Source organism: Mesorhizobium sp. M0088 (assembly GCF_040322895.1).
Lineage (GTDB): Bacteria > Pseudomonadota > Alphaproteobacteria > Rhizobiales > Rhizobiaceae > Mesorhizobium.
On record NZ_JAMYUI010000017.1, the window covers coordinates 12,828 to 37,739 of the forward strand.

At 64.3% G+C, this 24,912-nt stretch carries 24 protein-coding genes; 15 read left to right on the plus strand and 9 right to left on the minus strand.

The window, feature by feature from the left end; all coding sequences use genetic code 11:
• Nucleotides 1-67: 67 nt before the first annotated feature.
• Nucleotides 68-463, minus strand: a complete 396-nt coding sequence (hpaR, locus tag NKJ67_RS20745) for a homoprotocatechuate degradation operon regulator HpaR (RefSeq protein WP_352582947.1) — start codon at nt 461-463, stop codon at nt 68-70.
• 214 nt (nt 464-677) lie between these two features.
• Between hpaR and NKJ67_RS20750 the strand changes: the two genes are divergently transcribed.
• From NKJ67_RS20750 to hpaH, 5 genes are all read left to right on the plus strand, one after another.
• Nucleotides 678-1,064 carry a 5-carboxymethyl-2-hydroxymuconate Delta-isomerase gene (locus NKJ67_RS20750; RefSeq protein ID WP_127266759.1) on the plus strand — a complete coding sequence of 129 codons (387 nt, stop codon included), beginning with the start codon at nt 678-680 and terminating at the stop codon, nt 1,062-1,064.
• Nucleotides 1,065-1,075: 11 nt separating this feature from the next.
• On the plus strand, nt 1,076-2,593 hold the full coding sequence (gene hpaE / locus NKJ67_RS20755; RefSeq protein ID WP_352582763.1) for a 5-carboxymethyl-2-hydroxymuconate semialdehyde dehydrogenase: 1,518 nt from the start codon (nt 1,076-1,078) through the stop codon (nt 2,591-2,593).
• Between the two features lie 14 nt (nt 2,594-2,607).
• On the plus strand, nt 2,608-3,588 hold the full coding sequence (gene hpaD, locus NKJ67_RS20760; protein ID WP_352582765.1) for a 3,4-dihydroxyphenylacetate 2,3-dioxygenase: 981 nt from the start codon (nt 2,608-2,610) through the stop codon (nt 3,586-3,588).
• A gap of 244 nt (nt 3,589-3,832) precedes the next feature.
• Nucleotides 3,833-4,705, plus strand: a complete 873-nt coding sequence (locus NKJ67_RS20765) for a fumarylacetoacetate hydrolase family protein (protein ID WP_352582767.1) — start codon at nt 3,833-3,835, stop codon at nt 4,703-4,705.
• Nucleotides 4,702-5,508 carry a 2-oxo-hept-4-ene-1,7-dioate hydratase gene (gene hpaH, locus NKJ67_RS20770; protein ID WP_128306906.1) on the plus strand — a complete coding sequence of 269 codons (807 nt, stop codon included), beginning with the start codon at nt 4,702-4,704 and terminating at the stop codon, nt 5,506-5,508. The genes NKJ67_RS20765 and hpaH overlap by 4 nt, the downstream gene beginning before the upstream one ends.
• 27 nt (nt 5,509-5,535) lie before the next feature.
• Here the strand turns inward: hpaH and NKJ67_RS20775 are convergent, their stop codons facing one another.
• From NKJ67_RS20775 to NKJ67_RS20800, 6 genes are read right to left on the minus strand one after another with little or no spacing between them, the layout of a single operon-like run.
• Entirely contained in the window at nt 5,536-6,558 is a 1,023-nt protein-coding gene (locus tag NKJ67_RS20775; RefSeq protein ID WP_352582770.1) for a phosphotransferase enzyme family protein, read from the minus strand.
• The gene (locus NKJ67_RS20780; RefSeq protein WP_352582773.1) at nt 6,555-7,847 is read right to left on the minus strand and encodes an aminotransferase class III-fold pyridoxal phosphate-dependent enzyme; all 1,293 of its coding nucleotides are present in this window, start codon (nt 7,845-7,847) and stop codon (nt 6,555-6,557) included. Before NKJ67_RS20780 ends, NKJ67_RS20775 begins: the two co-directional genes overlap by 4 nt.
• Nucleotides 7,848-7,881: 34 nt before the next feature.
• On the minus strand, nt 7,882-9,231 hold the full coding sequence (locus NKJ67_RS20785; RefSeq protein ID WP_127266752.1) for an aminotransferase class III-fold pyridoxal phosphate-dependent enzyme: 1,350 nt from the start codon (nt 9,229-9,231) through the stop codon (nt 7,882-7,884).
• A gap of 21 nt (nt 9,232-9,252) precedes the next feature.
• A complete protein-coding gene (locus NKJ67_RS20790) occupies nt 9,253-9,921 on the minus strand; it encodes an HAD family hydrolase (protein ID WP_127266751.1) in 669 nt (222 codons plus the stop codon).
• Nucleotides 9,918-11,198, minus strand: a complete 1,281-nt coding sequence (locus tag NKJ67_RS20795) for a Tm-1-like ATP-binding domain-containing protein (RefSeq protein WP_352582775.1) — start codon at nt 11,196-11,198, stop codon at nt 9,918-9,920. Before NKJ67_RS20795 ends, NKJ67_RS20790 begins: the two co-directional genes overlap by 4 nt.
• The gene (locus NKJ67_RS20800; RefSeq protein ID WP_127266749.1) at nt 11,198-11,968 is read right to left on the minus strand and encodes an IclR family transcriptional regulator; all 771 of its coding nucleotides are present in this window, start codon (nt 11,966-11,968) and stop codon (nt 11,198-11,200) included. The genes NKJ67_RS20795 and NKJ67_RS20800 overlap by 1 nt, the downstream gene beginning before the upstream one ends.
• A 173-nt stretch (nt 11,969-12,141) precedes the next feature.
• Between NKJ67_RS20800 and NKJ67_RS20805 the strand changes: the two genes are divergently transcribed.
• From NKJ67_RS20805 to NKJ67_RS20830, 6 genes are all read left to right on the plus strand, one after another.
• The gene (locus NKJ67_RS20805; protein ID WP_292337981.1) at nt 12,142-13,590 is read left to right on the plus strand and encodes an APC family permease; all 1,449 of its coding nucleotides are present in this window, start codon (nt 12,142-12,144) and stop codon (nt 13,588-13,590) included.
• A 57-nt stretch (nt 13,591-13,647) separates the two neighbouring features.
• Complete coding sequence (locus NKJ67_RS20810) at nt 13,648-14,841, plus strand: cytochrome P450 (protein ID WP_352582777.1); 1,194 nt, start codon at nt 13,648-13,650, stop codon at nt 14,839-14,841.
• Nucleotides 14,838-16,325 carry an aldehyde dehydrogenase gene (locus NKJ67_RS20815; RefSeq protein WP_352582779.1) on the plus strand — a complete coding sequence of 496 codons (1,488 nt, stop codon included), beginning with the start codon at nt 14,838-14,840 and terminating at the stop codon, nt 16,323-16,325. The genes NKJ67_RS20810 and NKJ67_RS20815 overlap by 4 nt, the downstream gene beginning before the upstream one ends.
• Before the next feature lie 252 nt (nt 16,326-16,577).
• Nucleotides 16,578-17,432 (plus strand): MetQ/NlpA family lipoprotein, encoded by an 855-nt coding sequence (locus NKJ67_RS20820; protein WP_127396249.1) that lies wholly within the window; start codon nt 16,578-16,580, stop codon nt 17,430-17,432.
• Nucleotides 17,433-17,520: 88 nt separating this feature from the next.
• Nucleotides 17,521-18,618: a methionine ABC transporter ATP-binding protein gene (locus NKJ67_RS20825; RefSeq protein ID WP_352582781.1), complete on the plus strand. Its 1,098-nt coding sequence runs from the start codon at nt 17,521-17,523 to the stop codon at nt 18,616-18,618.
• Nucleotides 18,599-19,255, plus strand: a complete 657-nt coding sequence (locus NKJ67_RS20830; RefSeq protein WP_352582783.1) for a methionine ABC transporter permease — start codon at nt 18,599-18,601, stop codon at nt 19,253-19,255. The genes NKJ67_RS20825 and NKJ67_RS20830 overlap by 20 nt, the downstream gene beginning before the upstream one ends.
• Nucleotides 19,256-19,330: 75 nt before the next feature.
• On the opposite strand, the gene NKJ67_RS20835 is transcribed toward NKJ67_RS20830, so the two are convergent.
• Both NKJ67_RS20835 and NKJ67_RS20840 read right to left on the minus strand, forming a co-directional pair.
• Complete coding sequence (locus NKJ67_RS20835; protein ID WP_352582785.1) at nt 19,331-19,840, minus strand: flavin reductase; 510 nt, start codon at nt 19,838-19,840, stop codon at nt 19,331-19,333.
• 6 nt (nt 19,841-19,846) lie between these two features.
• Nucleotides 19,847-21,391 (minus strand): 4-hydroxyphenylacetate 3-hydroxylase N-terminal domain-containing protein, encoded by a 1,545-nt coding sequence (locus tag NKJ67_RS20840; RefSeq protein WP_256746496.1) that lies wholly within the window; start codon nt 21,389-21,391, stop codon nt 19,847-19,849.
• Between the two features lie 92 nt (nt 21,392-21,483).
• On the opposite strand from NKJ67_RS20840, the gene NKJ67_RS20845 reads away from it, so the two are divergent.
• The 4 genes from NKJ67_RS20845 (at nt 21,484) to NKJ67_RS20860 (ending at nt 24,898) form a co-directional block, all read left to right on the plus strand.
• Nucleotides 21,484-22,353: a helix-turn-helix domain-containing protein gene (locus NKJ67_RS20845; RefSeq protein WP_292457288.1), complete on the plus strand. Its 870-nt coding sequence runs from the start codon at nt 21,484-21,486 to the stop codon at nt 22,351-22,353.
• 162 nt (nt 22,354-22,515) lie between these two features.
• Nucleotides 22,516-23,013: a hypothetical protein gene (locus NKJ67_RS20850; RefSeq protein WP_127328068.1), complete on the plus strand. Its 498-nt coding sequence runs from the start codon at nt 22,516-22,518 to the stop codon at nt 23,011-23,013.
• A 176-nt stretch (nt 23,014-23,189) separates the two neighbouring features.
• Complete coding sequence (locus NKJ67_RS20855; protein ID WP_352582788.1) at nt 23,190-24,284, plus strand: transporter substrate-binding protein; 1,095 nt, start codon at nt 23,190-23,192, stop codon at nt 24,282-24,284.
• Nucleotides 24,281-24,898, plus strand: coding sequence for an ANTAR domain-containing response regulator (locus tag NKJ67_RS20860; protein ID WP_127268207.1), 618 nt, complete (start codon nt 24,281-24,283; stop codon nt 24,896-24,898). The genes NKJ67_RS20855 and NKJ67_RS20860 overlap by 4 nt, the downstream gene beginning before the upstream one ends.
• The last annotated feature ends 14 nt before the right edge of the window (nt 24,899-24,912 follow it).

Genomic DNA, 24,912 nt, shown 5'->3' on the forward strand with positions numbered 1-24,912 from the left:
CCATTTCCAAGGTATGCGGGGCCGTCAACCCAAGCGACCGTCGAAACTTCTGAGGTAGCCGGAACGATCAGCTCTCGCCGTCGATCAGCGTCTCCAGCAGATCGAGCAACTGCTTGAGCTTTTCGTGGCCGAAGCGCTGTTCGATGTCGTCATAAATGACGCGACGCTCCGGCGACAGGGCGTCGATCAGGGCGGAACCGGCGGGCGCAATGGTTAGAACGACGCGTCGGCCGTCGCCTTCGGCCTTGTTGCGGGTGATGAATTTGCGGCCCTCGAGCGCCTTGATGATGCGCGTCAGGCTGGGCGGCAAAACCGAGGCGCGGTCGGCGAGTTCCGTCGCCTCGACCGGGCCGGCTTCGCTCAGCACGCGCAGCACGCGCCATTGCTGTTCGGTCACGTCATGCGCCGCAAGCATCGGCCGAAACCGCGCCATCACCGCTTCGCGGGCATGAAGCAGCGCCATTGGCAGAGAACGACGGGTGTTTTCAGGCAGCAAGAAAAAGAGCCTCCCACGCTTGCGATCGAAAACAGGCCTTCCCTCAGCCGAATCCGCCTGCCAGGGCCCGTTCCTGCCATCCCGTATCGTTGCGCCAAGGCCGATGCAAGACTTGACTTCGTCGGCGTTGCATGTAATTAACGCGTTAACTACAACAAAAGCAATAGACCAGGGAAACGCCGTGCCTCACTTCTCCATCGAGTATTCAGCCAATCTCGATGCCAAGGTCGACATGGGCGAATTGTGCGCGCTGGTGTTGCGCACCGTGCTGGACACCGGGCTGTTCGAGACCGGCGCCGTGCGGGTGCGGGCCTTTCGCGCCGAGGCTTACGCGATGGCCGACAGTCTGCCGGAAAACGCTTTTCTCGACATGTCGTTTCGCATCGGCACCGGCCGCAGCCCTGATGAGAAGAAGCGGACCGGCGAAGCCGTCTTCGCGGCGGTGAGCGAATATCTCGCCGGGCTGTTCGAGACCCCGCATTTCGCCCTGTCGCTCGAGATCCGGGAAATCGACCCGGAGCTGAGTTGGAAGAGAAACGCAATCCACCCGCGACTGCGCGGCAAGTGACGGAACCCGACATGTCCGACCTGCAAGGCAATCTGAACAAGGCCGAGGCCTATATGGACCGCTTCAGGCGCGATGGCGTGTTGAACCAGATCGGCGGCGAGGCGGTACCGGCGCTCGACGGCGCGACGTTCGAAACGCTGTCGCCGGTCGACCTGAAGCCGCTGGCAAGCGTCGCGCGCGGCGGAGCCGCCGACATCGACCGCGCCGCCAGGGCAGCCAAGGCTGCGTTTCCGGCCTGGGCCGCCATGCCGGGCGAAGCGCGCAAGAAGCTGCTGCACAGAATCGCCGACGCGATCGAGGCGCGTGCCGAGGAGATAGCCTTCGTCGAATGCATGGATACCGGCCAGGCGCTGAAGTTCATGGCCAAGGCGGCGTTGCGGGGTGCCGAGAATTTCCGCTTCTTCGCCGACCGTGCACCCGAAGCCCGAGACGGCGAGACGCTGCGGACGTCCGGCCAGGTCAACGTCACGACACGCGTTCCGATCGGCCCGATCGGCATCATCACGCCGTGGAACACGCCGTTCATGCTGTCGACCTGGAAGATCGCGCCGGCGCTGGCGGCCGGCTGCACCGTGGTTCATAAGCCGGCTGAATTTTCGCCGCTGACCGCCCGCCTGCTGGTCGAGATCGCCGAGGAGGCCGGTCTGCCGAAGGGTGTGTGGAACCTGGTCAACGGCCTGGGTGAAGATGCCGGCAAGGCGTTGACCGAGCATCCCGACATCAAGGCGATCGGCTTTGTCGGCGAGAGCCGTACCGGCTCGATGATCATGAAACAAGGCGCCGACACGCTGAAGCGCGTGCATTTCGAGCTTGGCGGCAAGAACCCGGTGATCGTCTTTGCCGACGCCGATCTCGAACGCGCCGCCGACGCCGCCGTATTCATGATCTATTCGCTGAATGGCGAACGCTGCACCTCGTCGTCGCGACTGCTGGTCGAAGCTTCGATCTATGAAAGCTTCACCGCCAAAATCGCGGAGAGGGCGAAGCGCATCGTCGTCGGCCATCCGCTCGATCCGAAAACGGTGGTCGGCCCGCTCATCCATCCGGTGCATGAGAAGAAGGTGCTATCCTATATCGACATCGGCAGGTCGGAGGGGGCCACGCTCGCCGTCGGCGGCGGCAAGGTCGATGGGCCGGGCGGCGGCTGTTATGTCGGCCCGACACTGTTCACCAACGTCACCAACGGCATGCGCATTGCGCAGGAGGAGATTTTCGGGCCGGTGCTGAGCGCCATTCCCTTCAACGACGAGGCCGAGGCGCTTGCGCTGGCCAACGACACGCAATACGGCCTGACCGGCTATCTCTGGACCTCGGACGTCACCCGCGCCTTCCGCTTCACAGACGCGCTCGATGCCGGCATGATCTGGGTCAATTCCGAGAATGTGCGCCATTTGCCGACACCGTTCGGCGGCGTCAAGAATTCCGGCATCGGCCGCGACGGCGGGGACCATTCCTTCGACTTCTACATGGAGACGAAGAACATAGCCTTTGCGACGACGGCGCACGCGATCCAGAAACTCGGCGGCTGACCGGAGGAAATCAGATGCCCTTGCCCAAGCCCAATCTCTACCCCGCCTTCAACATCGTGCGCCTCAGCCATGTCGAGCTGGCCGTCACCGACCTCGCCCAATCCCGCGCCTTCTATGTCGATACGCTCGGCCTGCAGGTCACCGACGAGACATCGGACACCATCTATCTCAGGGCGCTGGAGGAGCGTGGGCACCATTGCATCGTGCTGAAGAAGGCGGCCACGGCAGAAGCGCGCGACCTTGGCTTCAAGGTCTTCTCGGATGAAGACCTCGACAAGGCAGTGCATTTCTTCAAGGACAAGGGCCTGCCGGTGGAATGGGTCGAGCGGCCTTACCAGTCGCGCACCTTCCGCACCCGCGATCCGCACGGCATTCCGCTTGAATTCTACGCGGAGATGGAGCGGCTGCCGCCGATCCACCAGAAATATGCGCTGTACAAGGGCGTCAAGCCACTGCGCATCGACCACTTCAACTGCTTCTCGCCGAACGTCGATGAATCGGTGGCGTTCTACAACGAGCTCGGCTTCCGGGTGACCGAGTATACCGAGGATGCCAGCAGCGGAAAGCTGTGGGCGGCGTGGACGCACCGCAAGGGCGGCGTGCACGACATCGCCTTCACCAACGGCATCGGGCCGCGCCTGCACCATGTCGCCTTCTGGGTGCCGACGCCGCTCAACATCATCGACCTGCTCGACCTGATGGCAACGACGGGCTATCTGCCGAACATCGAACGCGGCCCCGGCCGGCACGGCATTTCCAACGCCTTCTTCCTCTATGTCAGAGACCCGGACAATCACCGCATCGAGATCTACTGTTCGGATTACCAGACGGTCGATCCGGACCTCGAGCCGATAAAATGGGACCTCAAGGACCCGCAGCGCCAGACGCTGTGGGGCGCGCCGGCGCCGAAAAGCTGGTTCGAGGAGGGCAGTGTGTTTGCCGGAGCGAAGGCACGCCAGCCGGATTTGGCGGCTTCGCCGATCATTGCGCCTTAGACGGGAATTCAGAGATGATAGCGTTCCGTCACGCCCCCCTCTGTCCTGCCGGACATCTCCCCCTCAAGGGGGGAGATTGGCCAGGCCCATGGTCAGCGCCTCTCTTGCAGCGTTGGAAATTGGCGAAGGCAGAGATGACATCCAATCTCCCCCCAAGAGGGGGAGATGTCCGGCAGGACAGAGGGGGGCGCCGTAGAGCGCCAACCTGGTCCATATCCAGCAAAACGAATGCCGGAGCCGCAGCATGACCCCCCCACGCCTCGCCACCTTCACCGTCGGCGGCAAGGCGCGCTATGGCGCGATCACGAGCAAGGGCGTCATCGACCTGTCGGCTCGTTACGGCCAATGGCCGACGCTGCGTGAAGTGATCGAGGCCGGCGCCTTGCGGCGGCTGGCGGAAGCGGCCGAGGCCTTCGCCGCAGATTTCCCGCTCGACGCCATCGCCTATGAAATCCCGATCCCGTCACCGGAAAAAATCATCTGCGTCGGCGTCAACTATCCGGACCGCAACGAGGAGTACAAGGACGGTCAGGCGGCGCCCTCCAACCCGTCGCTGTTCATCCGCTTTCCCCGCTCGTTCGTCGGCCATGGCGCGCCGCTGGTGCGGCCGCCGGAATCACCGCAGCTCGACTATGAGGGCGAAATCGTCATCGTCATCGGCAAGGCTGGCCGGCGCATTGCCGAGGCCGACGCGCTTGGCCATATCGCGGCGCTGTCGCTGTGCAACGAGGGCACCATCCGCGACTGGGTGCGGCATGCCAAGTTCAACGTCACGCAAGGCAAGAATTTCGACCGCAGCGGCTCGATCGGCCCATGGCTGGTGCCGTTCAGCGAAGAGGCGCAGATCGCCGATATCGCGCTGACCACCCGCGTCAATGGCGAGTTGCGCCAGCAGGACAGCACCAGCCGGATGATTTTTTCCTTCCGCAAGATCATCAACTACATCTCGACCTTCACCACGCTGGTGCCGGGCGATGTCATCGTCACCGGCACGCCGACGGGCGCCGGCGCCCGCTTCGAGCCGCCGATCTGGCTGAAGCCCGGCGACGTGATCGAGGTGGAGGCCGAAGGCATCGGCGTGCTCAGAAACGGTGTCGTCGACGAGGCAGCGCAATGACCCCGGAGCAAGTGGAAGACGCCGCGGCACGGCTGTTCGAGGCCGAGCGGTCGCGCCGCCAGATCCGTCTGCTCAGCCTCGATTTTCCCGATGCGACGATGGAGGACGCCTACCGCGTGCAAGCGGCGCTGGTGACGCGAAAGATCGATGCCGGGCTGAAGCCGAAGGGCTGGAAGATCGGGCTGACATCGAAGGCAATGCAGTACGCGCTTGCCATCGACACGCCGGATTCGGGCGTGCTGTTCGACGACATGTTCTTCCATGACGGCGCGACGGTGCCGGCCGGCCGCTTCATCCAGCCGCGCGTCGAGGCCGAGATCGCCTTCGTCATGAAGGCGCCGCTGAAAGGCCCCGGCGTGACCATCTCCGACGTGCTCAACGCCACCGACTACATCACCCCGTCGCTGGAAATCCTCGACACGCGCATCGAGCGCGTCAATGCGGAGACGAAGAAGGTGCGCACCTTCTTCGACACGATTTCCGACAATGCCGCCAATGCCGGCATCGTCATCGGCGGCCGGCGGCAACGTCCTGATGAGGCCGACATGCGCTGGATCGGTGCCATCGTCTCGCGCAACGCCGAGGTCGAGGAAACCGGGCTCGGCGCCGGCGTGCTCAACCACCCGGCCATGGGCATCGCCTGGCTGGCGGACAGGCTCGCCCGCTACGGCATGTCGATCGCGGCTGGCGAGGTGGTGCTCTCGGGATCGTTCGTGCGCCCGGTCGAGGCGCGGCCCGGCGACACGATCGTCGCCGATTTCGGCAGTTCGGGCACGGTCAGCATCCATTTCGCGAAGGGCTGACGACCCGCCAGTTCTTATTGATCGGCCCTATTCGCCACGCAGATAGGCAATCACCACATCGGCTGCGATGGCCGACATACGCTGGCCGACATCCCTGGTGATGTCGCCTTCGACGCGGCTCTGCACCCAACCGAGGAAAGCAAAGGCACGCAACGCCGAAAACAGCGGCAGCGCGGCGATGTCGCGCGCGGTCAGTGCCCGCTCCTGCCGATAGCCGTCGAGCAAAGCGGCCTCGATCAGCGGATAGATCGCCTCATCGCGGTTCTGGTAGAGCGCGACGGCAAGGTCGTACATGTGCCAGCCATAGCCGCAATCGTCGAAGTCGATGATGCGGATCGCGCCGTCATGGACGAGCACATTCTCGCGCACCAGATCGGCGTGGATGATGCCGAAATTGCGGGCGCTGCGTTCATGCTCCGACAGCACCTTCACGGCCTTTTCCCGCGCCTGGAAAACCAGCTCGCGATGAGGGCCGTCGAGGAAGGGCGAGGTCTCGAAGCGGCCCCAATTCGGGTTCGCGCCGAAGAAGCCATCGAAATCCCAGGCATGGCGGGCAAAGCCGGCGGGCGGCGTCCAGGCAGACGTGACATTGTGCATGTGGGCGATGGTTCGGCCCATCGCGGTAAAGACCTGTCTAGCCTGCTCGGGCGTAAAATCCAGCGGCACGCCTCGCGCGCCGACGGCGCGACCTTCCAGCCAGCTCAAGCAATCGACTTGCCGGGGTTGCATTGAGGCGTTGGCGCTGACAAGCACGAACAGATCGCCGGCCGGCGTGGCGACCGCAGATGGCGTGGCGATGCCGGCCGATTGCAGAAAGCCCATCCATTGCAGTTCCGAGCGCAGGGCGGCATCCGTGTGATAGCCAAGCCGATGAATGCGCATGGCGGCCGGCTGGCCTGTTGGCAAGATGACGCGAAACACCGCGTTCTCACGGAATTTCAGCAGCTCCGGCTCACCCTCACGAATACCCCAATGGGCGAGCGCACGCCTGGCAAGCTCGGTGACATCGGCTGCCGTCTCGGGCTCGGATTGCGTGGAAACAGCGTTCACGCCTTCACTCCGCCGACTTCACCCAGCACCTCGTCGAGGACGCCGATCAGGACGTCGGCATTGTCGCGCGAGAACGGCATGGGCGGGCGGATCTTCAGCACATTGCCGTGGATCCCGGTCTTGCCCATGAGCACACCGCGGTGGCGCATGCGGTTGGCGACCTGCTCGGCAATGTCGGGCGCCGGCTCGCGCGTCTCGCGGTCGTGAACCAATTCGGCGCCGAAGAACAAGCCGGCGCCCCTGACCTCGCCGATGCATTCATGGCGCTCGGCCAGCGGGCGCAGCAGACCGAGCGCACAGGCGCCGACGTCACGTGCGTTGGCGACGAGATCTTCCTGCTCGATGACGTCGAGGACGGCATTGGCCACCGCGCAGGAAACCGGATTGCCGCCAAAGGTGTTGAAGTAACGGAAAGCGTTGCGGAAGGTCGCCAATGTGTCCTTGGTGGTGACCACCGCGGCGACCGGATGGCCGTTGCCCATCGGCTTGCCCATGGTGACGATGTCGGGCACGAAGCCGGCGCGCTGGTGGCCCCAGAAATGGCTGCCGGTGCGGCCGAAACCAGGCTGCACCTCATCGGCGATGACCAGTCCGCCGGCGTCACGCACCGCGCGCATCGCGTCGTCGAAAAATCCGGACGGGAGCGTCGGAAAGCCTTCATTGGCGAGCAGCGGACACAGGATGATACCGGACAGGCCGATGCCATCCTGCTCCAGCGAGGCGATGGCTTCGCGCACCGCGTCGCCAAAGGCTTTGCCGTTGGCCATCGCATCCGGATGGCGATAGCTGTCAGGCGCCGGCACCAGCCTGACATTGCGGGCGCGGCCGCCGACCGGCGGCATGCGGGTGCTGAGCTGCGAAACCGCCGTGGTGTTGCCATGGTAGGTGGCGTCGGTGGCGATGATGCCCATGCGGCCGGTTGCGGCCTGCGCCATGCGCAGCGCGATGTCGTTGGCCTCACTGCCGGTGCAGGTCAGGATGGCGGACGACAGGCTGGCATTGAAGGTCGCGGTCAGCCGCTCGACATAATCGAGGATGGCGGTGTGCAGATAGCGTGTGTGGGTGTTGAGCAGGCTTGCCTGCCGGCACAAGGCCTCGACCACATGCGGGTGGCAGTGGCCGACATGCGCGACATTGTTGTAGGCGTCCAGATATTTGCGGCCGTCGGCATCGTAGAGCCAGACGCCTTCGCCGCGAACCAGATGCACGGGCTCGTCGTAGAACAATTGCGATTTCGCGCCGAGCAGGCGGGAACGCCGGCTAACCAGTGCCTCTTGTGATTGACTCATTGCGTCTTGAAACTCCGTTGTGGCCAGCTAACCGTCAGGCCTTCGATAGGCCTGCATCCAGCGCTTCGCCAATCTTCGTCACATCGGCGGCGGTGATGATGAGCGGCGGCGACAGGATGATGGTGTTGCCCGACACACGCAGCATGACGCCGGCCTCATAGGCGGCCTCCGAAACCACGGCCATGGTCTTCTTGTCGGCCGGCTTTTTCGTCGTGCGGTCCGAGACCAGCTCCAGCGCCGCCATCAGGCCCTTGTACCTGACATCGCCGACGATCGCATGCCTGGCCTTCAGCCCCTCCAGCGTGGCCGCGAGTTCGACGCCCCGTGCCGCCGCGTTCTCGTTCAGGCGAAGCCGTTTGGTCTCGGCAAGCGCCGCCAGACCCGCCGCGCAGCCGACCGGGTGGCCGGAATAGGTATAGCCGTGGCCGATCGCACCAAAACTGGTCTTGTCGGCCTCGAAGACATCGGCGACTTTTCCGCCGATCAAGGTCGCGCCGAGCGGGAAATAGCCTGACGTGATCGCCTTGGCGATGGTCATGAAATCCGGCTTCACGCCGGACAGACGCGAGCCCGACCATGCGCCGGTGCGGCCGAAGCCCGTCACCACCTCGTCGGCGATCAGCAGGATCTCGTGGCGGTCGCAGATCTCACGCACCAGTGGCATGAAGCTCTCATGCGGAACGATGACGCCGCCGGCGCCGAGAACCGGCTCCATGATGAAAGCGGCGATGGTGTCGCCGCCCTGGAAGGCGATTTCGTCCTCCAGCGCCTTGGCGCACAGTTTCGCCAGCCGCGCTGGGTTGGTCTCATCGAACGGGTTGCGGAAGGTCCAGGGCGCGGGAATGTGGAAGACGCCGGGCAGCAGCGGCTCGTAGTTGCGACGGAAATTGGCGTTGCCGTTAACCGACGCGCCGCCGAAATGCGTGCCGTGATAGCCCTTCTTCAGGGCGAGGAATTTTGTCCGGTCGGCCTGGCCGCGGATCTTCCAGTATTGCCTGGCCAGCCGAAGTGCCGTTTCTACTGAATCCGAGCCGCCCGAGGTGAAGAAGGTCCGCACCATGCCTTCTGGCTCGAACCATTCGCAGAGTTCGTAGGCGAGTTCTATCGACGGCCCGGTCGAGGTGCCGCGAAAGCCGGAATAATAGGGCAGCGCCGAAAGCTGGTCGGCGATCGCCTGCTTGATCGGGTCGCAGCTGTAGCCGAGATTGACGTTCCACAGGCCGCCGACGGCGTCGAGCACGGTGTTGCCGGCGATGTCGGTGACCATCACACCCTCGCCTTTCATGATCACCTTTGGCGGGTTGGCCCGCATCTCGGCCGGATGCGCCATCGGGTGCCAGATCGGCTTGGCGTTGGTTTCGGTGAGAAAATTGATGTCGCGCATAGAGGACTCCGCAAAAAAATCTCAGGCAACTGGGACGAGGCCGAAATGACCGAGGGCCTCGGCATAGGAATGAGCCGGGCGAGCGACGTCGAAATGGACCGTGCGCATGCCGGCAGCAGAGCCGCCATCGACATTGCGCTGCTGGTCGTCGACGAAGACGCAAGCGCCGGCAGGCAGGCCGAGCGCCTCGGTGACCAAGGCATAGGCGCGTGGATCGGGCTTGAGGATGCCGGTATAGGTGGCGTCGACGATGAGGTCGAACAGGCCGAGCAACGGCAGCCGCCGGCGGAAATCGGCGCCGTAGAACAGGTCGAGTTCGTTTGACAGGATCGCCAGCCGAAAACCCGCCGCATGCACCGTGCGAATGGCGCTGTCGGCCTCGGGCCGCACCACCTTTTCCGGCTCGGCGCCGCGCGCTCGTTGGACGAAGGTCTCCATCGCCTGCCAGTCCTCGCCGACCAGCCGACCGACCTCACTGGTGCGGGAGCGCCAGTAGTCGCGCTCGCTGATCTCGTCGGCCTGCATCGCGCGCCACAGCGGATCGCTGTCCGGATCGAACGGCCCGCGCCATTGCAGCGTTCCCGGCGCAAGGCCGAGCGCCTGTTCGGTCAAGGCATGCGTCTCGAACAGCGTCCGGGTGACGACGCCGCCGAAATCAAGGACAAGCGCCTGGGCGGGAACAGCGCTCACGCTGCCACTCCCTTGGCCGGCTTGCCGCGCGGGACGATGCCTTCCTCGACCCAGCGGTCGAATATCTCGAGCGCCTTGCCGACGAAGTCGTCGCTGTTGATGTGAGCGTCGATCTCGTGGAACTCGACCCCGGCGGGAATAGCCCTGCGCATTTCATCTGCGAAGGCCGCGAGAGCCTCGGGTTCATAGAGCGGCTCGCCCTGCACGTCCCATTCCTGGATGCCGCCGGTAGGCAGGATGAAGGCGGAGCGGCCTTTCGCGGCGCCGAGCTTGGCGGCGATGGTCCTGGCGACCTGCCGACGATCGTCGGCATCAACGGTGATCGACGCGATCAGCCTGTTGTGGGCATGAAAGGGCCGCGTCGAGAATTTAGCCGGCAAATCCTGCCAGGTCGGCAGATCGACCATGTCGACCGCCCCGGGTGCGGCGATCTGCGGAATGCCGCGAGCGCCGGCGTTCTCCAGCCGGTCGGTACCGGAACTGACGACGGAACCCGCGAGATGATTGGTGATTTCCTGCAGGCTGAAGTCGAACACCGCGCAAAAATGGTCCTGACCGGCAATCGATTCGAAGGCGCGGCCGCCCATTCCGGTGGTGTGGAAGACGGCAACGTCATAGCCGCGCCGTTCCAGCGCCGGCTTCAGCGTCTTCATGTAGCGCAGGCAGCTGCTGCCGAGCGAGGTCATGCCGATGGTCGGCCCGATTGCCGGAGCCGACATGCGGGCCTCCAGCACAATCCTGGCCGCGCCGACGACCGCCCCACAGGCCTGTGACAGGACCAGTTTGCAGATGCTGTTCAGGCCGTACAGCCCGCCCGCCCAGAGGATCATCATCAGGTCGGGCGCGACGCGCTCGGGCGGGATGAGGTGCGAATAGGCGATGGTCGAGACGACGAATTTCGGCACACCGAGCGGCAGGCAAAGCGCCACGTCGAGCGCCAGATCTGTCCCCATCGAACCGCCGATGGCGATGAAGGCGTCGATCTCGCCGTTTTGATGGAGCTTGCGCACCAGCTGCACCGCGCCGCCGGCCATCAGCGTCATGGCGGTGTTCTCATCACCGCTCGAAACGATCTCGGCGATCGTCACATCCACCGCCCGTGCCACGGCGTGCTTGTCGTGGTCCGGGCTGTAGGGCGGGTCGCCGAGCACGCTGACATCCATCATCACGGCGCGGCCGCCTGACTGCTCGATGCACTGTTTCATGAACAGCAGCTCTTCGGCCTTTGTGTCGCCCGTGCCGATGACCAGGATGCGGGGCGCTGTCTCCGAGGGCATCAGGCCTGCCTCCTCAAGATTTGCAGGTTTTCGCCGTTGAGGCGCATGGAAATCTCCCGTGCCGCCTCCCTCACGGCAAGTCCCCGCTCTGTGATCGCGGCTGCCGTCGTTCTGGCCTTTGGCGCCGCCACCGCGATGGTGCCGAGCGCAAAGCCATCCGCCCCGCGGATTGCCGCCGCGACGCTGATCACACCTTCCTCATAGCCCTGGTCGCAGATCGAATAGCCGCGCTCGCGCGCCTCGCTCATGCATCTTGAGATGGCGGCCGGCTCGATCAGCGTATGGGCCGTGAAAGCGTCGAGGGAACCCGTCAGGCACGCCTTGACGGTCTCGTCGCGGGCGAAGGCCAGATAGGCGATGCCCGACGCGGTCGAATGCAGGGGCAGCAACTGACCGATGTCGATGTTGACCCGGTTCGCCCATGCCGGATGCTCGACATGGACGGTGACCAGCCTGTCGACGCCGAATTCCGACAAATGCACGGTCTCGGCCGTCGATGCTGCCAGGTCCCGCACCAGCGGAACAGCTGTCTGCAGGAAAGGAAAGCGCGCTTCGCGGATGCGCGCCAGCCGCGACAGGCCGGCGCCGAGGCGATAGTGCCGCGTGCCGATATCCTGCTCGACAAAACCATGGCCGGCCAGCGCAACCAGCAGCCGCCGTGTCGTCGCCTTGTCGAAGCCCGAGCGGCGCGCCAGATCGGACAGGCCGAGCTCGGGCTCGTCGACGCTGAACAGCTCCAGAAGCGAGATCGCTTTTCCGACCGTACTCAAATTTGCCTCCCGGTTCGGGACAATCATTTAACGTGTGAATTAACTTGACAGGCATCGGCATTGTTTGCAAGTCTATATTCAAAATAACGGTTCAAATAACGAACCAACCGCCAGAGTGCATGGGACAGGCCATTCGGCCGGCGAGCCTGAGGGTTTGCAAACAGGAGGGATCGATGACAGCAGTTGCAGAACAGGCGCCGGCCAACAGGCTGCGCAAGAACAGTCTTGGCGTCGGCGCCATCACCTTCATGGTGATTTCGGCGGCCGCCCCGCTCACGGCCGTCGCCGGCGGCACGCCGCTCGGCATGCTGATGGGCAATGGCGCCGGCTTTGCCGGCACCTATCTGATCGTCACCATCCTGCTGCTTTTGTTCGCGGTCGGCTATGTCGCCATGTCACGCCATGTCGGCAATGCCGGCGCCTTCTATGCCTATGCCGCGCGCGGCCTCGGCAGCATGGCCGGCGGCGCCACGGCGCTGATCGCCATCCTGTCCTACAATGCCATGCAGATCGGGGTCATGGGCCTGCTCGGCGCCGCGACGTCAGGCCTGTTCGCCGGCTGGGGCATCAACCTGCCCTGGTGGGTGTGGAGTTTCATCGCCATCGCGCTGGTCGCCGTGCTCGGCTATCGGCAGGTCGACCTCTCCGCCAAGATCCTAACGGTGCTGGTGCTGTGCGAATATCTTGTGGTTCTGGTCCTCGACATCGCCATCCTCAAGACCGGCGGCGATAGCGGCCTGTCGGCGGCGCCGTTCAGCTGGAGCCAGATCACATCGGGCTCGCCGGCCATCGCCATTCTGTTCTGCTTTGCCGCCTTCATCGGTTTCGAGGCGACGACGATCTATGCCGAGGAAGCCCGCGATCCAAAGATCACCATTCCGCGCGCCACCTATTTTTCGGTCGTGTTGATCGGCGTCTTCTACATGCTCACGGCATGGCTGATGGCGGTCGGCGCCGGTGTCGACAAGCTGCTGCCGACGCTGCAAGGGCTGCAGGATCCGACGACCTTCCTGTTCGGCCTGTCGGATCGTTACGCCGGCACGATGCTGTCGCAGGCGATGAGCATCCTGTTCGTGTCGAGCCTGTTTGCCGGCGTGCTGGCGTTCCACAATGCGGTTGCGCGCTATATCTATGTCTCGGGCCGCGAAAAACTGTTGCCGCAGACGATTGGCGTGACGCATGCGGTGCACCAGAGCCCGCATGTCGCTTCCGTCATCCAGAGCGTGCTCGCTGCGGTCGTCGTCGGCCTGTTCGCCGTGCTCGGCCTCGATCCGGTGCTGGCGCTGTTTTCGTGGCTGACCAATGTCGCGACGCTCGGCGTCATCGTGATGATGGCGGTGGCCTCGCTGGCCGTGGTGATGTTCTTCCGCGCCAACCCGGCAGCCCAGGAGAACGCGCTGAAGACCACCATCCTGCCCGGGCTGACCTTCATCGCTTTCGTCATCATCATCTACCTGATCGTCATCAATTTCGGCAGCCTGTCCGGGGCCGGCGGTTTTCTCGGTGTGTTCCTGCCGGGGCTGGTGCTGATCGCCGCGATCGTCGGCCTGTTGCTGGCCAGCGCGCTGAAGAGCCGCGATCCCATAGCCTTCGAAAACCTCGGCCAGCCGCTGAAAGATTGAGAAAAGCAAGGGGCGCCGTGCCATGCCGCCCCTTACACCACAAGGGGAGTGGCGGATTTGAGCTTTGCCGAAAATATAACCGTCGAGGCATTGGAAGCCGATCCCTATCCGATCTATGCAGAGCTCAGGCGCAGTGCGCCTGTCGCTTTCGTGCCGGCGGTCAACCTGTGGTTCGTCACCCGCTGGAAGGATGTCGAGAGCGTCGCCAAGTCGCCCGACATCTTCTCCGCCGTCGTCGGCTCATCGCCGGTCGAGCGCTCCTTCGGCAAGCCGACCATCCTGACCACCGATGGCGAAACGCATAAACAGCTGCGACAGGGCGTTGATCCGAAATACCGGCCGCGCACCGTCGCCGCCTATGCCGGCGACCTCGTGCGGTCGATTGCCGAACCTTTTCTCGACCGGATCGTCAACCAAGGCTCCGCCGAGCTGATGGCCGATTATTTCGAACCGGTGTCGACGCTCAGCCTGGCGCGCTCGCTCGGCCTTGCCGACATCGACATGCCGACGCTGCGCCGCTGGTTCTATGGCCTTGCCCAGGGCGCCATCAATTTCGAGAACGACCCGAAGCGGCAGGAGATCGCCGACGCGATCAGTGCCGAGGTCGGCGACGCCATCTTGCCGACGCTGGAAAGGCTTGTCCACGCGCCGGATGATTCCGCGCTGTCGCATATGCTGCACGACGGCATGCCGGAGGGCACGACGCGGCCAATCGATTTTTTGATGCCGAGCATCAAGGTCATCCTGCTTGGCGGCATGCAGGAGCCCGGACATGGCGCCGGCTCAATCCTGGCCGGTCTACTGGCCCATCCCGAGCAGATGCGGCAGGTGCTCGCCGATCCCGAGACCTTCGTGCCCAAAGCGGTCGACGAGGGCCTGCGCTGGGTGGCGCCGATCGGCACCCAGACGCGGCAGACGACACGGGCGGTCGAGCTTGGCGGCGTGACGATCCCGGCCGGTGCCGCAGTTGCCGCACTTGTCTCCTCGGCAAGCCGTGACGAGAGCCGCTTTGCCGATCCAGACCGCTTCGACATCAACCGCGACGAAGGCAACCATGCCGCTTTCGGCTTCGGCCATCATTTCTGTTCGGGTCGGTTTTTCGCACGCGAGCAGATGTGCCTTGCGGTGAGGCTGTTGCTTCTGCGCTTCCCCCATCTCAGCCTTGTGCCTGGCAAGGAGCCGGTGTTTCGCGGCTGGGAATTCCGCGCGCCAACCACATTGCATGTTTCCCTGGGAGTCCGTCACCCATGATCAGTCAGAATGCCATCGACACGCTGCGCAGGACGGAGATCGGCGCACGGGGCCTGTTCATCGATGGCGTGCAGATCGAGGCAACAAGCGGCGCAAGCCTGCCGGTGACGTCGCCGATCGACGGCCGACCTTTCGCCAGCATCGCCGACGGCAACGCCGCCGATATCGACCGCGCCGTGAAGTCGGCGCGCAAGGCGTTCGAGAGGGGCTCGTGGTCGCGATCAGCGCCGGCCTTTCGCAAGAAGGTGCTGACGAAGTTCGCCGAGCTGGTCGAAAAGCATGCCGACGAGCTCGCCGTGCTCGGCGTGCGCGACAACGGCACCGAGATCGGCATGGCCTACAAGGCCGAACCGCTGTCGGCGGCAGGCACCATCCGCTATTATGCCGAGGCCATCGACAAGGTCTATGGCGAGATCGCGCCGACGGCCGACAATGTGCTGGGACTGATCCACAAGGAGCCGCTCGGCGTCGTCGGCGTCATCGTGCCGTGGAATTTCCCGCTGATGATCGGCGCCTGGAAGATCGCGCCCGCACTTGCCGCCGGCAATTGCGTGGTGGTCAAGCCGCCGGAAATCGCTTCGCTGACGCTGCTGCGGTTGGCCGAATTGGCAAGCGAGGCCGGACTTCCCGCCGGTGTGCTCAATGTCGTCACCGGCCGTGGCGCGGTCACCGGCGAAGCGCTCGGCCTGCATATGGATGTCGACGCCATCGCCTTCACCGGCTCGGGGCCGGTCGGTCGACGGCTGCTCGAATATTCCGCTCGCTCCAATCTGAAGCGCGTCTTCCTCGAACTCGGCGGCAAGTCGCCCAACATCGTCTTTGCCGATGCTCCCGACCTGAAACAGGCGGCCGTCCTCTCGGCCAACGGCATTTTTCGCAATTCCGGCCAGGTCTGCGTCGCCGGCTCGCGGCTTCTGGTCCAGTCAGCGGTCTATGATCGGTTCATGGACGAACTTGTCGCGGCAACCACGCGGCTCAAAGTCGGCGATCCGCTCGATCTCACCAGCGATGTCGGCGCCGTGTCGAGCGCCGAACAGCTGGACAAGAATCTCGGTTTCGTCGCCAGGGCCACCGAAGAAGGCGCCCAGCTGGTCACCGGTGGCGAGCGGATTCTGACCGAGACCGGCGGCAGCTACATGGCGCCGACGATCTTCGAGAATGTCACGCAAGACATGCAGCTTGCGCGCGAGGAGGTGTTCGGGCCAGTGCTCGGCGTCATGCGCTTCGAGACCGAGGAGGAGGCGGTGCGGCTTGCCAATTCGACCGTCTACGGGCTCGCCTCGGCGGTGTGGACCGCCAACCTCTCCACAGCACACCGCATGGTGCGCGCCATCAATGCCGGCGTCGTCCACGTCAACACCTATGGCGGCGCCGACATCACCGTGCCGCTCGGCGGCGTCAAACAGTCCGGTTTCGGCCGCGACAAGTCGCTTCACGCGCTGGAGAAATATTTGGAACTGAAGACGGCGTGGATCGCGCTTTGAGCCTGGCGTCAGCGCCGGTTTTTCCGAGAGTCCGATCTTACTTCCGAAGCGCAGCGGATCGCATCGTAGCCCGCGGCGATCGATTCAATGGCGTCTCGTTCTCACTCACGCGAAAATTTTGAGAGAATATTCCCGGCTTTGGCGAGAACGGCGAAAGGCGTTCTTTGATAAATTTGATAGAATTTCTGAGGATGTGACCAAGGCTAGGCAATCCGCCTCGCTGCCATGACTTCACAACCACAGAGATCAATCATGTCCGACTTCAAGAACACTTTGCCATCTTCCCCGGGGTCAACCGTCAACCGGCGCAGTGGCCTTGCTCTGCTGTTCGCCTCGGCCGTGGCGATCGGCAGCCTGATGGCGCCCGGCGCATCGTTCGCCGAGGACAAAAAGGCGATCAAGGTGGGTATCATCAGCGGTGAGGACGAGGATGTCTGGCGAGTCGTCGTCGCCCAGGCCGCCGAAAAGGGCCTCTCCATCGAAACCGTGGTGTTCAACGACTACACCCAGCCCAATGAGGCGCTGGAGCGCGGCGAAATCGACGCCAACGCCTTCCAGCACCAGCCCTATCTCGACAACCAGATCAAGACTCAAGGGTATCATATCGTGCGCGTCGGCTATACCGGCGTGTGGCCGATCGGCCTCTACTCCAAGAAGTACAAAGCAGTCGCCGACCTGCCCGAGGGCGCGGTCGTCGGCGTGCCGAACGATCCATCCAATGAAGGCCGGGCGCTGCGCGTGCTGCAGAACGAGGGCGTGATCAAATTGAAGGACGGCACCGGCATTCTCGCCACCACCGTCGACATCGCCGAGAACGCGAAGAAGGTGGTGATCAAGGAACTGGACGCCGGCATTGTCGGCCGCTCGGTCGAGGATCTCGACGCGGCCGTGGTCAACACCGACTGGGCGCTGAAAAGCGGCCTAACGCCGGAAAACCGCATCGCACAGGAGCCCATCGCCGACAATCCCTACCGCAACTTCATCGCGGTGAAGGCCGGTAACGAGAACGAGGCCTGGGTGAAGACGCTGGTCGCCTCCTATCAGAACGAGGCGGTGAAGGCCGAGTTCGACAAGGTCTACAAGGGCACCGGCCTCAGCGCCTATTGATCCGGTCGACCGGAAGCCCGGTTCGATAGCAACAGCGGTCCGCGCTCAGGCGCGGGCCGCGATTGCGTTTTCGGGAACAGGAACATTCATGAACCAGCATATCACGGCATCCGGAGAAACCGCCGATCCGATCCATGCCCGGCCCGACGCGTCTCAGGACGTCGTGCGCCTTGTCGACCTGAAGCGCCATTTCGGTGTGACGGCGGCGCTCGACGGCGTCTCGCTGACCGTGCGCAAGGGCGAGATCCTCGGCATCATCGGCCGCAGCGGCGCTGGCAAGTCGACGCTGATCCGTTGTTTGAACGGGCTGGAACGGCCTGATTCCGGCGAGGTGTTCATAGAAGGCCGCGAGATCAGCCGGTTGGGCGAGCGCGAGTTGCAACCGCTGCGGCGGCGCATCGGCATGATCTTCCAGCACTTCAACCTGCTGTCGGCCAAGACCGTCGAGGACAATGTGGCGCTGCCGCTGAAGATCGAGGGCCGCCCGAAAGCCGAACGGCTGCGACGCGCCGCCGAACTGCTCGATCTCGTCGGCCTATCGGAGAAAGCAAAAGCCTATCCGGCGTCGCTGTCGGGCGGCCAGAAGCAGCGCGTCGGCATCGCCCGGGCGCTTGCCGCGCGCCCGGCACTGCTTTTGTCGGACGAAGCCACTTCGGCGCTCGACCCGGAGACGACGCGGTCGATCCTCGCGCTGCTCAAAGATATCAACCGGCAGCTTGGCCTGACCATCCTGCTGATCACACATGAAATGGAGGTGATCCGCTCGATCGCCGACCGCGTTGCGGTGATCGACGCCGGGCGCATCGTCGAGCAAGGGCCGGTCTGGTCAGTGTTTGCCGACCCGCGCTCCGACATCACAAGAAGCCTGCTCCGCGCCATCCGGCCGCGGCTGCCGGCCGAACTGGCAGCCCGGCTGCTGCCGGCGGCCGGCGCGGAGACGATCCTGCGCGTGGACGTGGCCGGCGAGGCGGCAAGCGGCCCGCTGCTGTCCGACCTTGCCGTGGCTGTTCCCGGCTCCTTCCGCCTCGTCCATGGCGGCATCGACCATATCCAGCAGCAGCCGGTCGGGACGCTGTTCCTTTCGGTTCCCGGCAGCGATGCAAATCATCTCGCTGACATCATCACATTCCTGAAGGCCCGCCAGGCGCGGGTGGAGGTGCTTGGCCATGTCGCCAATCCTGTTTGAGCTTCTGCCGCGTTCGATCTGGGAGACAGTACTGATGACGGCCGCCTCCGGCTTCATCTCGCTGGTCTTCGGCCTGCCGCTCGGCCTGGCACTGATTGCCACCGAACTCGGCGGTATCGCCGAAAGCCTGTGGGTGAACCGCGTGCTCGGCGCCATCATCAACGGCTTCCGCTCGGTGCCCTTCATCATCCTTCTGGTGGCGCTGATCCCGGTGACGCGGCTGATCGTCGGCACCTCGATCGGCACATGGGCAGCCATCGTGCCGCTGTCGATCGCCGCCACCCCCTACTATGCGCGCATCGCCGAAGTGTCGCTGCGCGAGGTCGACCGCGGCCTGATCGAGGCAGCGCGCGCCATGGGCGGCAACCGCTGGACGATCATCCGCGAGGTCCTGGTGCCCGAAGCCCTGCCCGGCATCGTCGCCGGCTTCACCGTGACGCTGGTGACGCTGATCGGTGCCTCGGCCATGGCCGGTGCGATCGGCGCCGGCGGCCTCGGCGACCTCGCCATCCGCTACGGCTATCAACGATTTGAGACGTCCGTCATGATCGCGGTGGTCATCGTGCTGATCATCCTGGTCTGCGGCATCCAGTGGGCGGGGGACCGGCTGGTGGCGAGGCTGGATCGGCGAGGGTGAAAGACTGGCTGATGGCACGGCCGCGTACGGGATAGGCGGAGGCCTCCCCGCCACCAAACCGTCTGACGCCCGGCTTCACCCGCCAAAGCTGCCCAGCCGCGTCGGCTGCGTATAGCTGCGGTCGACATAGAGCAGGGCCGAGCCGCCGCTGCCGTGCCGGACGTCGATGACGCGGCCGATAATGACATTGTGCGTGCCGACGACATGTACAGTCTCGATCTCGCAATCGAAATTGACGATCGCATCCGAGAGTGCTGGCGTGCCGGAGGTCAGCGTCTGCCAGCGCGCCGAGGCGTAGCGTGCCTCCATGTCCCTGGCCGCGCCAGCGAATTTTCCCGCCAGATGCATGTGGTCATGCGTCAGCACGTTGACGCAGAAGCGCTGGTTGGACAGGAACATGGCGGCCTGCGTCGAGCGCCCGTTCATGCACACCAGCAGCGTCGGCGGCTCGTCGGAGACGCCGCACATGGCGGTGGCGGTGAAGCCGCCGCGCCCTGCCGGGCCATCGGTGGTGACGATGTTGACCGGCGCGCAGACCCTCGCCATGGCGTCGCGGAAATCGGCTTTCGAAATCTGCGTGGCCATCTGGTTTCACTCGGCCGTTGAGACAAGCGGATTGAACCAGGTATCGCCCGTCCAGCCATTCTCGTCATAGTCGGCCATGCAGGTGTCGACGAGCTCTTCCATCGCCTTCAGCCGCCCGCCGCGTTCAGCTCCTTTCAGCACCTGCAGCCGCACCTCTTCCGGCGCGCCGGCATAGTTGAGCTCGTAGAGCGCGTGGCGGCCGCCGAACTCGGTGCCGGTCGCGTCCCACAAAAGCTTCATGATCTTGATGCGCTCGATGTGGCCCATGTCGTTGGAGCCACGCACATATTGCGCCAGATATCTGTCGATCTCGGGGTTGTTGAAGTCGCGCACCGACGACGGCAGGTAGATCAGCCCGGACGCGATTACCCGGCGCACGGTGTCGATGACGCGCGGATAGGCTTCCGACATGAAGGTGCGGTAGGCGAGCGCGGCTTCCAGATTGGGCAGCACCGCGCCATTCGCCCACGGGATCGGGTTGTAGGCCATGGCGTTGGAAAAGCTCCAGAACATGTGCCTGAGTGCGATGACCTCGCCCAGTGCCGCCTGGTTGCCGCGGAAAGCATCGCCGCCCGTGGCGCGCAGCGCCTTGGCCAGCAGGCCGGCGAGGAAATCGAGCTTGACGGCGAAACGCGTGCAGCCCTGGAAGCAGTAGCCATGCATGAAGCCGGATGCCGGATGGAAGGACAGGATTTTCTGCGCGTCGCGCAGCACCAGAACGTCCTCCCAGGGGATGAAGACATTGTCGAGCACCAGGATCGCGTCGTTCTCGTCGAAGCGTGACGACAGCGGATAGTCGAAGGGCGCCGCCACCGTGTTGGCCGTCTGCTCGTAGGAGACGCGGCAGAACATCTTTATCCCCGGCGCATTCATCGGCACGATGAACATCACCGACAGCGACGGATCCTCAGTGATCGTCGCCGAGCCCTGCGCCAGAAAATTGTAGTGGGTCAGCGCCGAGGACGTCGCCACCACCTTTGCGCCGGAGACATAGATGCCGGCATCCGTCTCCTTGGTGATGTGGACGAAGACGTCCTTCACTTGTTCGGCCGGCTTGTGGCGGTCGATCGGCGGATTGACGATGGCATGGTTCATGAACAGTGCGGCTTCCTGCGCACGTTTGTGCCAAGACAGAGCATTGTCCTTGAACGGCCCGTACCAGTCGGCATTGGCGCCGAGCGTGTTCATCAGCGCCGCCTTGTAGTCGGGCGTGCGCCCCATCCAGCCATAGGACATGCGCGACCACTCGGCGATCGCCGTCTGCTGGGTAACAAGCTCAGCCGAGGATTTGGCAACCCGGAAATATTTGTGGGTGTAGCCGCCCGAGCCGGTGTCGGTCGGCGAGGTCAGCGTGTCCCGTCGCAGGGGATCATGCAGCGCATCGTAGAGGCGCGCCAGCGACCGCGCCGAATTGCGCATCGACGGGTGCGTGGTGACATCGGCAATGCGTTCGCCATTGATATAGACCTCGCGGCCGTCGCGCAGGCTCTCCAGATACTCGGCCCCGGTGAACGGCCGTGCCTTATCAGTGCGGAAGTCTTCTGATCGCATGATGGTCCTCCTCTTGAGTCGCAACACTAGCGCCTTGGGCATGCATCGGTTATGGACGGAACGGCAAAACCGATTGGACTTTTTCAGGCACCATGAGCCAGAATTCCATTCCCGACTTCTTCGTCTATGGCGAGCCGGTGAGGCCGCTCGATGTCGGTTTCCTGCATGTCGAGACGGTGCTTGCGCGCAGCAATATCCATCTTGGTCAGGTTGCGGCGCACAAACATCCGCAGATGGGCCAGATCACCTACTGGACCAGCGGCTCCGGCACCTACCGTATCGAAGACCGATCCTGGGACTTTTCGGCGCCTGCCGTCAGCTTCGTGCCGAGCGCTGTCGTGCATGGCTTCTCGATCGGACCCGGCACCGACGCCATCGTCGTCTCGGTCGCCGACGGCGCGCTCGCGGCCATCGCCGCTCACAGCCTGCTGCCGCTGGACAGGCCGGTCTTTGCCGACGGTCTGCCACGACACGCAGCGTGGGCGAGACTGGCGGCGGTGCTGGAGATGATCGCCGCCGAATATGCCGAGGCGCAAGCCGGCAATGACAGGGTCCTGCCGGCGCTGATCGCAGTCGCACTCTCCCACATTGCGCGCCTGAGCCCCGGCGTGACCGCCTCTGCCGCCTCTTCCGATGCTTCGCTGGCGCGGGGCCTGCGTCGGCTCGCCGACGCGCATTTCCGCGACAACTGGCCGGTCGATCGCTACGTCGAGGCGCTGGCCACCACGCCGCATCTTCTCGACAAGGCTGCCCATGCGGTTCTGGGTGCCGGCGTCAAGCGGGTCGTCAGCGAAAGGCGGCTGCTGGAGGCCAAGCGCCTGCTGCTGTTCACCGTACGCACGGTGGAGGACATCGCCTACGAGATCGGCTTCGACGACCCGGCGTATTTTTCACGGTTCTTTCGCGCGCGGGTCGGCGAAGCGCCCGCCGCCTGGCGCCGGAAGCACTTGCTGGACCATTGATCCTGCGCGAATGCAGACCCCGTGACGCGCAAATCCTTGATGTTGCAGCCACAGCCACTTTTTCGTGAAGCCGAACGGGTTGATCCCTTCGCCTGTCTGCCTAGGTAGAAAGGAGCGGCGGGCGCCACGCAAATCTGACATCGGACCAATCTGACGGTCGGCATGATATTTTCCTGCATTCAAAAGCTTGCCCTACCTGTTCTCTTCGTTGGCATCCAGTCTTCCTGCGTCGTTCCCGACGATGCGTCGCGTATCGCCAAGGTTGATCCAACGGCGGCGGCCGCCCGCAAGGAGATGGTCGGCCTCAGCGAAGCCGATGTTCGAATGTGCGCCGGGTTTCCGACGGCCACCGCCGACGCCGGCCGATCGGGCCAGATCTGGACCTACAAGCGCATCGTCCAGCGCGGCAATCTCAGCATTGTGGTTCCGACTCTAGCGGTAGGCGCGATCCCGGCGGTCGGCGGCTCCGTCAATGTCGCTCCCGGCGGTTATTGCGACACGCAAATTCGCATGGTCGACGGCCGCGTCGCCGAAGTTGCCTATGCCGGCGACAACAATTTGCCGAACAGGCGCGACGCGCTTTGTGTCAGCACGGTGGACGCCTGCGTGACCTATGCGCGTCAACACGGTCAGAGGCCGGCGGCCAGATCGGCCAGATAGCCGGCGGCAGCGAAACGGCGATGACGGTCACGCAAATACCGTTGAGGGCTTGACTGACCCGCCGGACAGAATACGCTAGCGCAAAATACCGGCTCTGATCGCCGGGCGGCAAGAATGCCTCGTATGCCTCGCCCTTCCGGCGCTGGCTGCGAGGCATTGTCATTTTGGGGATCTGTTTGAAACGGCGTATCGAGATCGGCATCCTGTATTCCCGCTCGGGGAGCTATCAACTCGTCTCCGATGCGTGCCGCATCGGCGCCATGCGCGCCATCGCCGACATCAACGCCGATCGCAGCTCAGGCATCGAACTGGTGCCGGTCGAGCGCGATCCGCAAAGCAATGCGGACCGCTACGCGACGCTGTGCGAGGATATTTTCAGGACCAGCAGCGCGCGCCATGTCGTCGGCTGCGTCACCTCGTGGAGCCGCAAGGAAACCATTCCGGTGCTCGAGAAGGCGGGCGGCATGCTCTGGTACGCCTGCCCCTATGAGGGCTTCGAGGCCAACGAGCACGTCGTCTACATGCACGCTTGCCCAAACCAGCATCTGGTGCCGTTGATGGCGCATGTCGTGCCGCGTTTCGGCGCCAATGGCTTCCTGCTCGGCTCGAACTACATCTGGGGCTGGGAGATGAACCGCGTCGCCCGCGACCTGATCGCCGATGCCGGCGGCAAGGTGCTGGGCGAACGCTATCTGCGCATCGGCGAGACCGACGTGTCGCGGCTGATCGCGGAGATCCGCGCCACGCGGCCGAACTTCGTCCTCAACAACCTGATCGGCACCTCGTCCTACGCCTTCCTCGCGGCCTATCGCGACCTGGGTCACGAGGATGCCGCCTTCAGTCCCGAGACTTGTCCCGTCATCTCCTGCAACCTCACCGAAGGTGAGCTGCCGGCGATCGGTGAATCCGGCAAGGGACATCTGTCGGTCGGGCCGTATTTCGCGCCGCGGCCGGCCGCCTTCGCCTCGTCTTTCGAGGCCTCCGCCTATGCCTCCGTGCAGGTGATGGCCGACGTGCTCTCCAGCAATTCCGAAGCCGGTCCGGCGGAATTTTCCAGAGCCTTCGCAGAACGCCGCTTCTCCACCCGGCTCGGGCCGATCGCCATCGATGCGCATTCTCAGCACGCGACGCTGCCGGTGATCATCGGGCGCATCGCGGATGGCTTCTTCGAGGTCGTCAGCCGCGAGGACGAAGTCGCACCAGACCCGTATCTGTCGCGCTACGACCCGGCAAAAACATTCGGCCGCCCGCGCCTGAGGGTGGTGTCGTGACGAGAACCCCACGCATCCCCAATCTCGGCGGCGCCAGGGCCTTCATCCTGCACCGTCCGCACCCGACGGTGCAGGCGATCACCAGGCAATTGTCGGCCATCGGCCTGATCACGCTGGACTGCTGGCCCGAACTACCGCCCGAGGCGCTGGCGGCCGATTTCGTCTTCTTCGACGCCGATCTCGGCTTCGACGAGCAATTCCCGTGGAAGCCGGGCGAAGCGCCGATGCCGCTGGTGGCGCTGATCGGCTCCGAGGCGCCCGGCCGCATCGAATGGGCATTGTCGCACAAGGCCGACGCCCAACTCTTGAAGCCGGTCGGCAATGCCGGCGTCTACAGCGCACTGCTGATCGCAAGGCAAAGTTTCGAGGCGCGAAAACACCTGGCCAGCGAAATCGCCTCGCTTCGCCAGCGCGTCGCCGAGCGCCAGACCATCGTGCGCGCGGTGACGGCACTGGCGAAAGGCGCCGATGACGGCCGCGCCTATGCGCAGCTTCGCTCGCTGGCGATGAGCTGGCAGATCAGCGTCGAGGATGCCGCGCGGCGGATCGTGGCCATGACAAGTGAAGAAGCAACGGGGGAAGAAGGCGGCGATGACCAGTCCCATCGCGCCTGATCTCACCGCGCCAG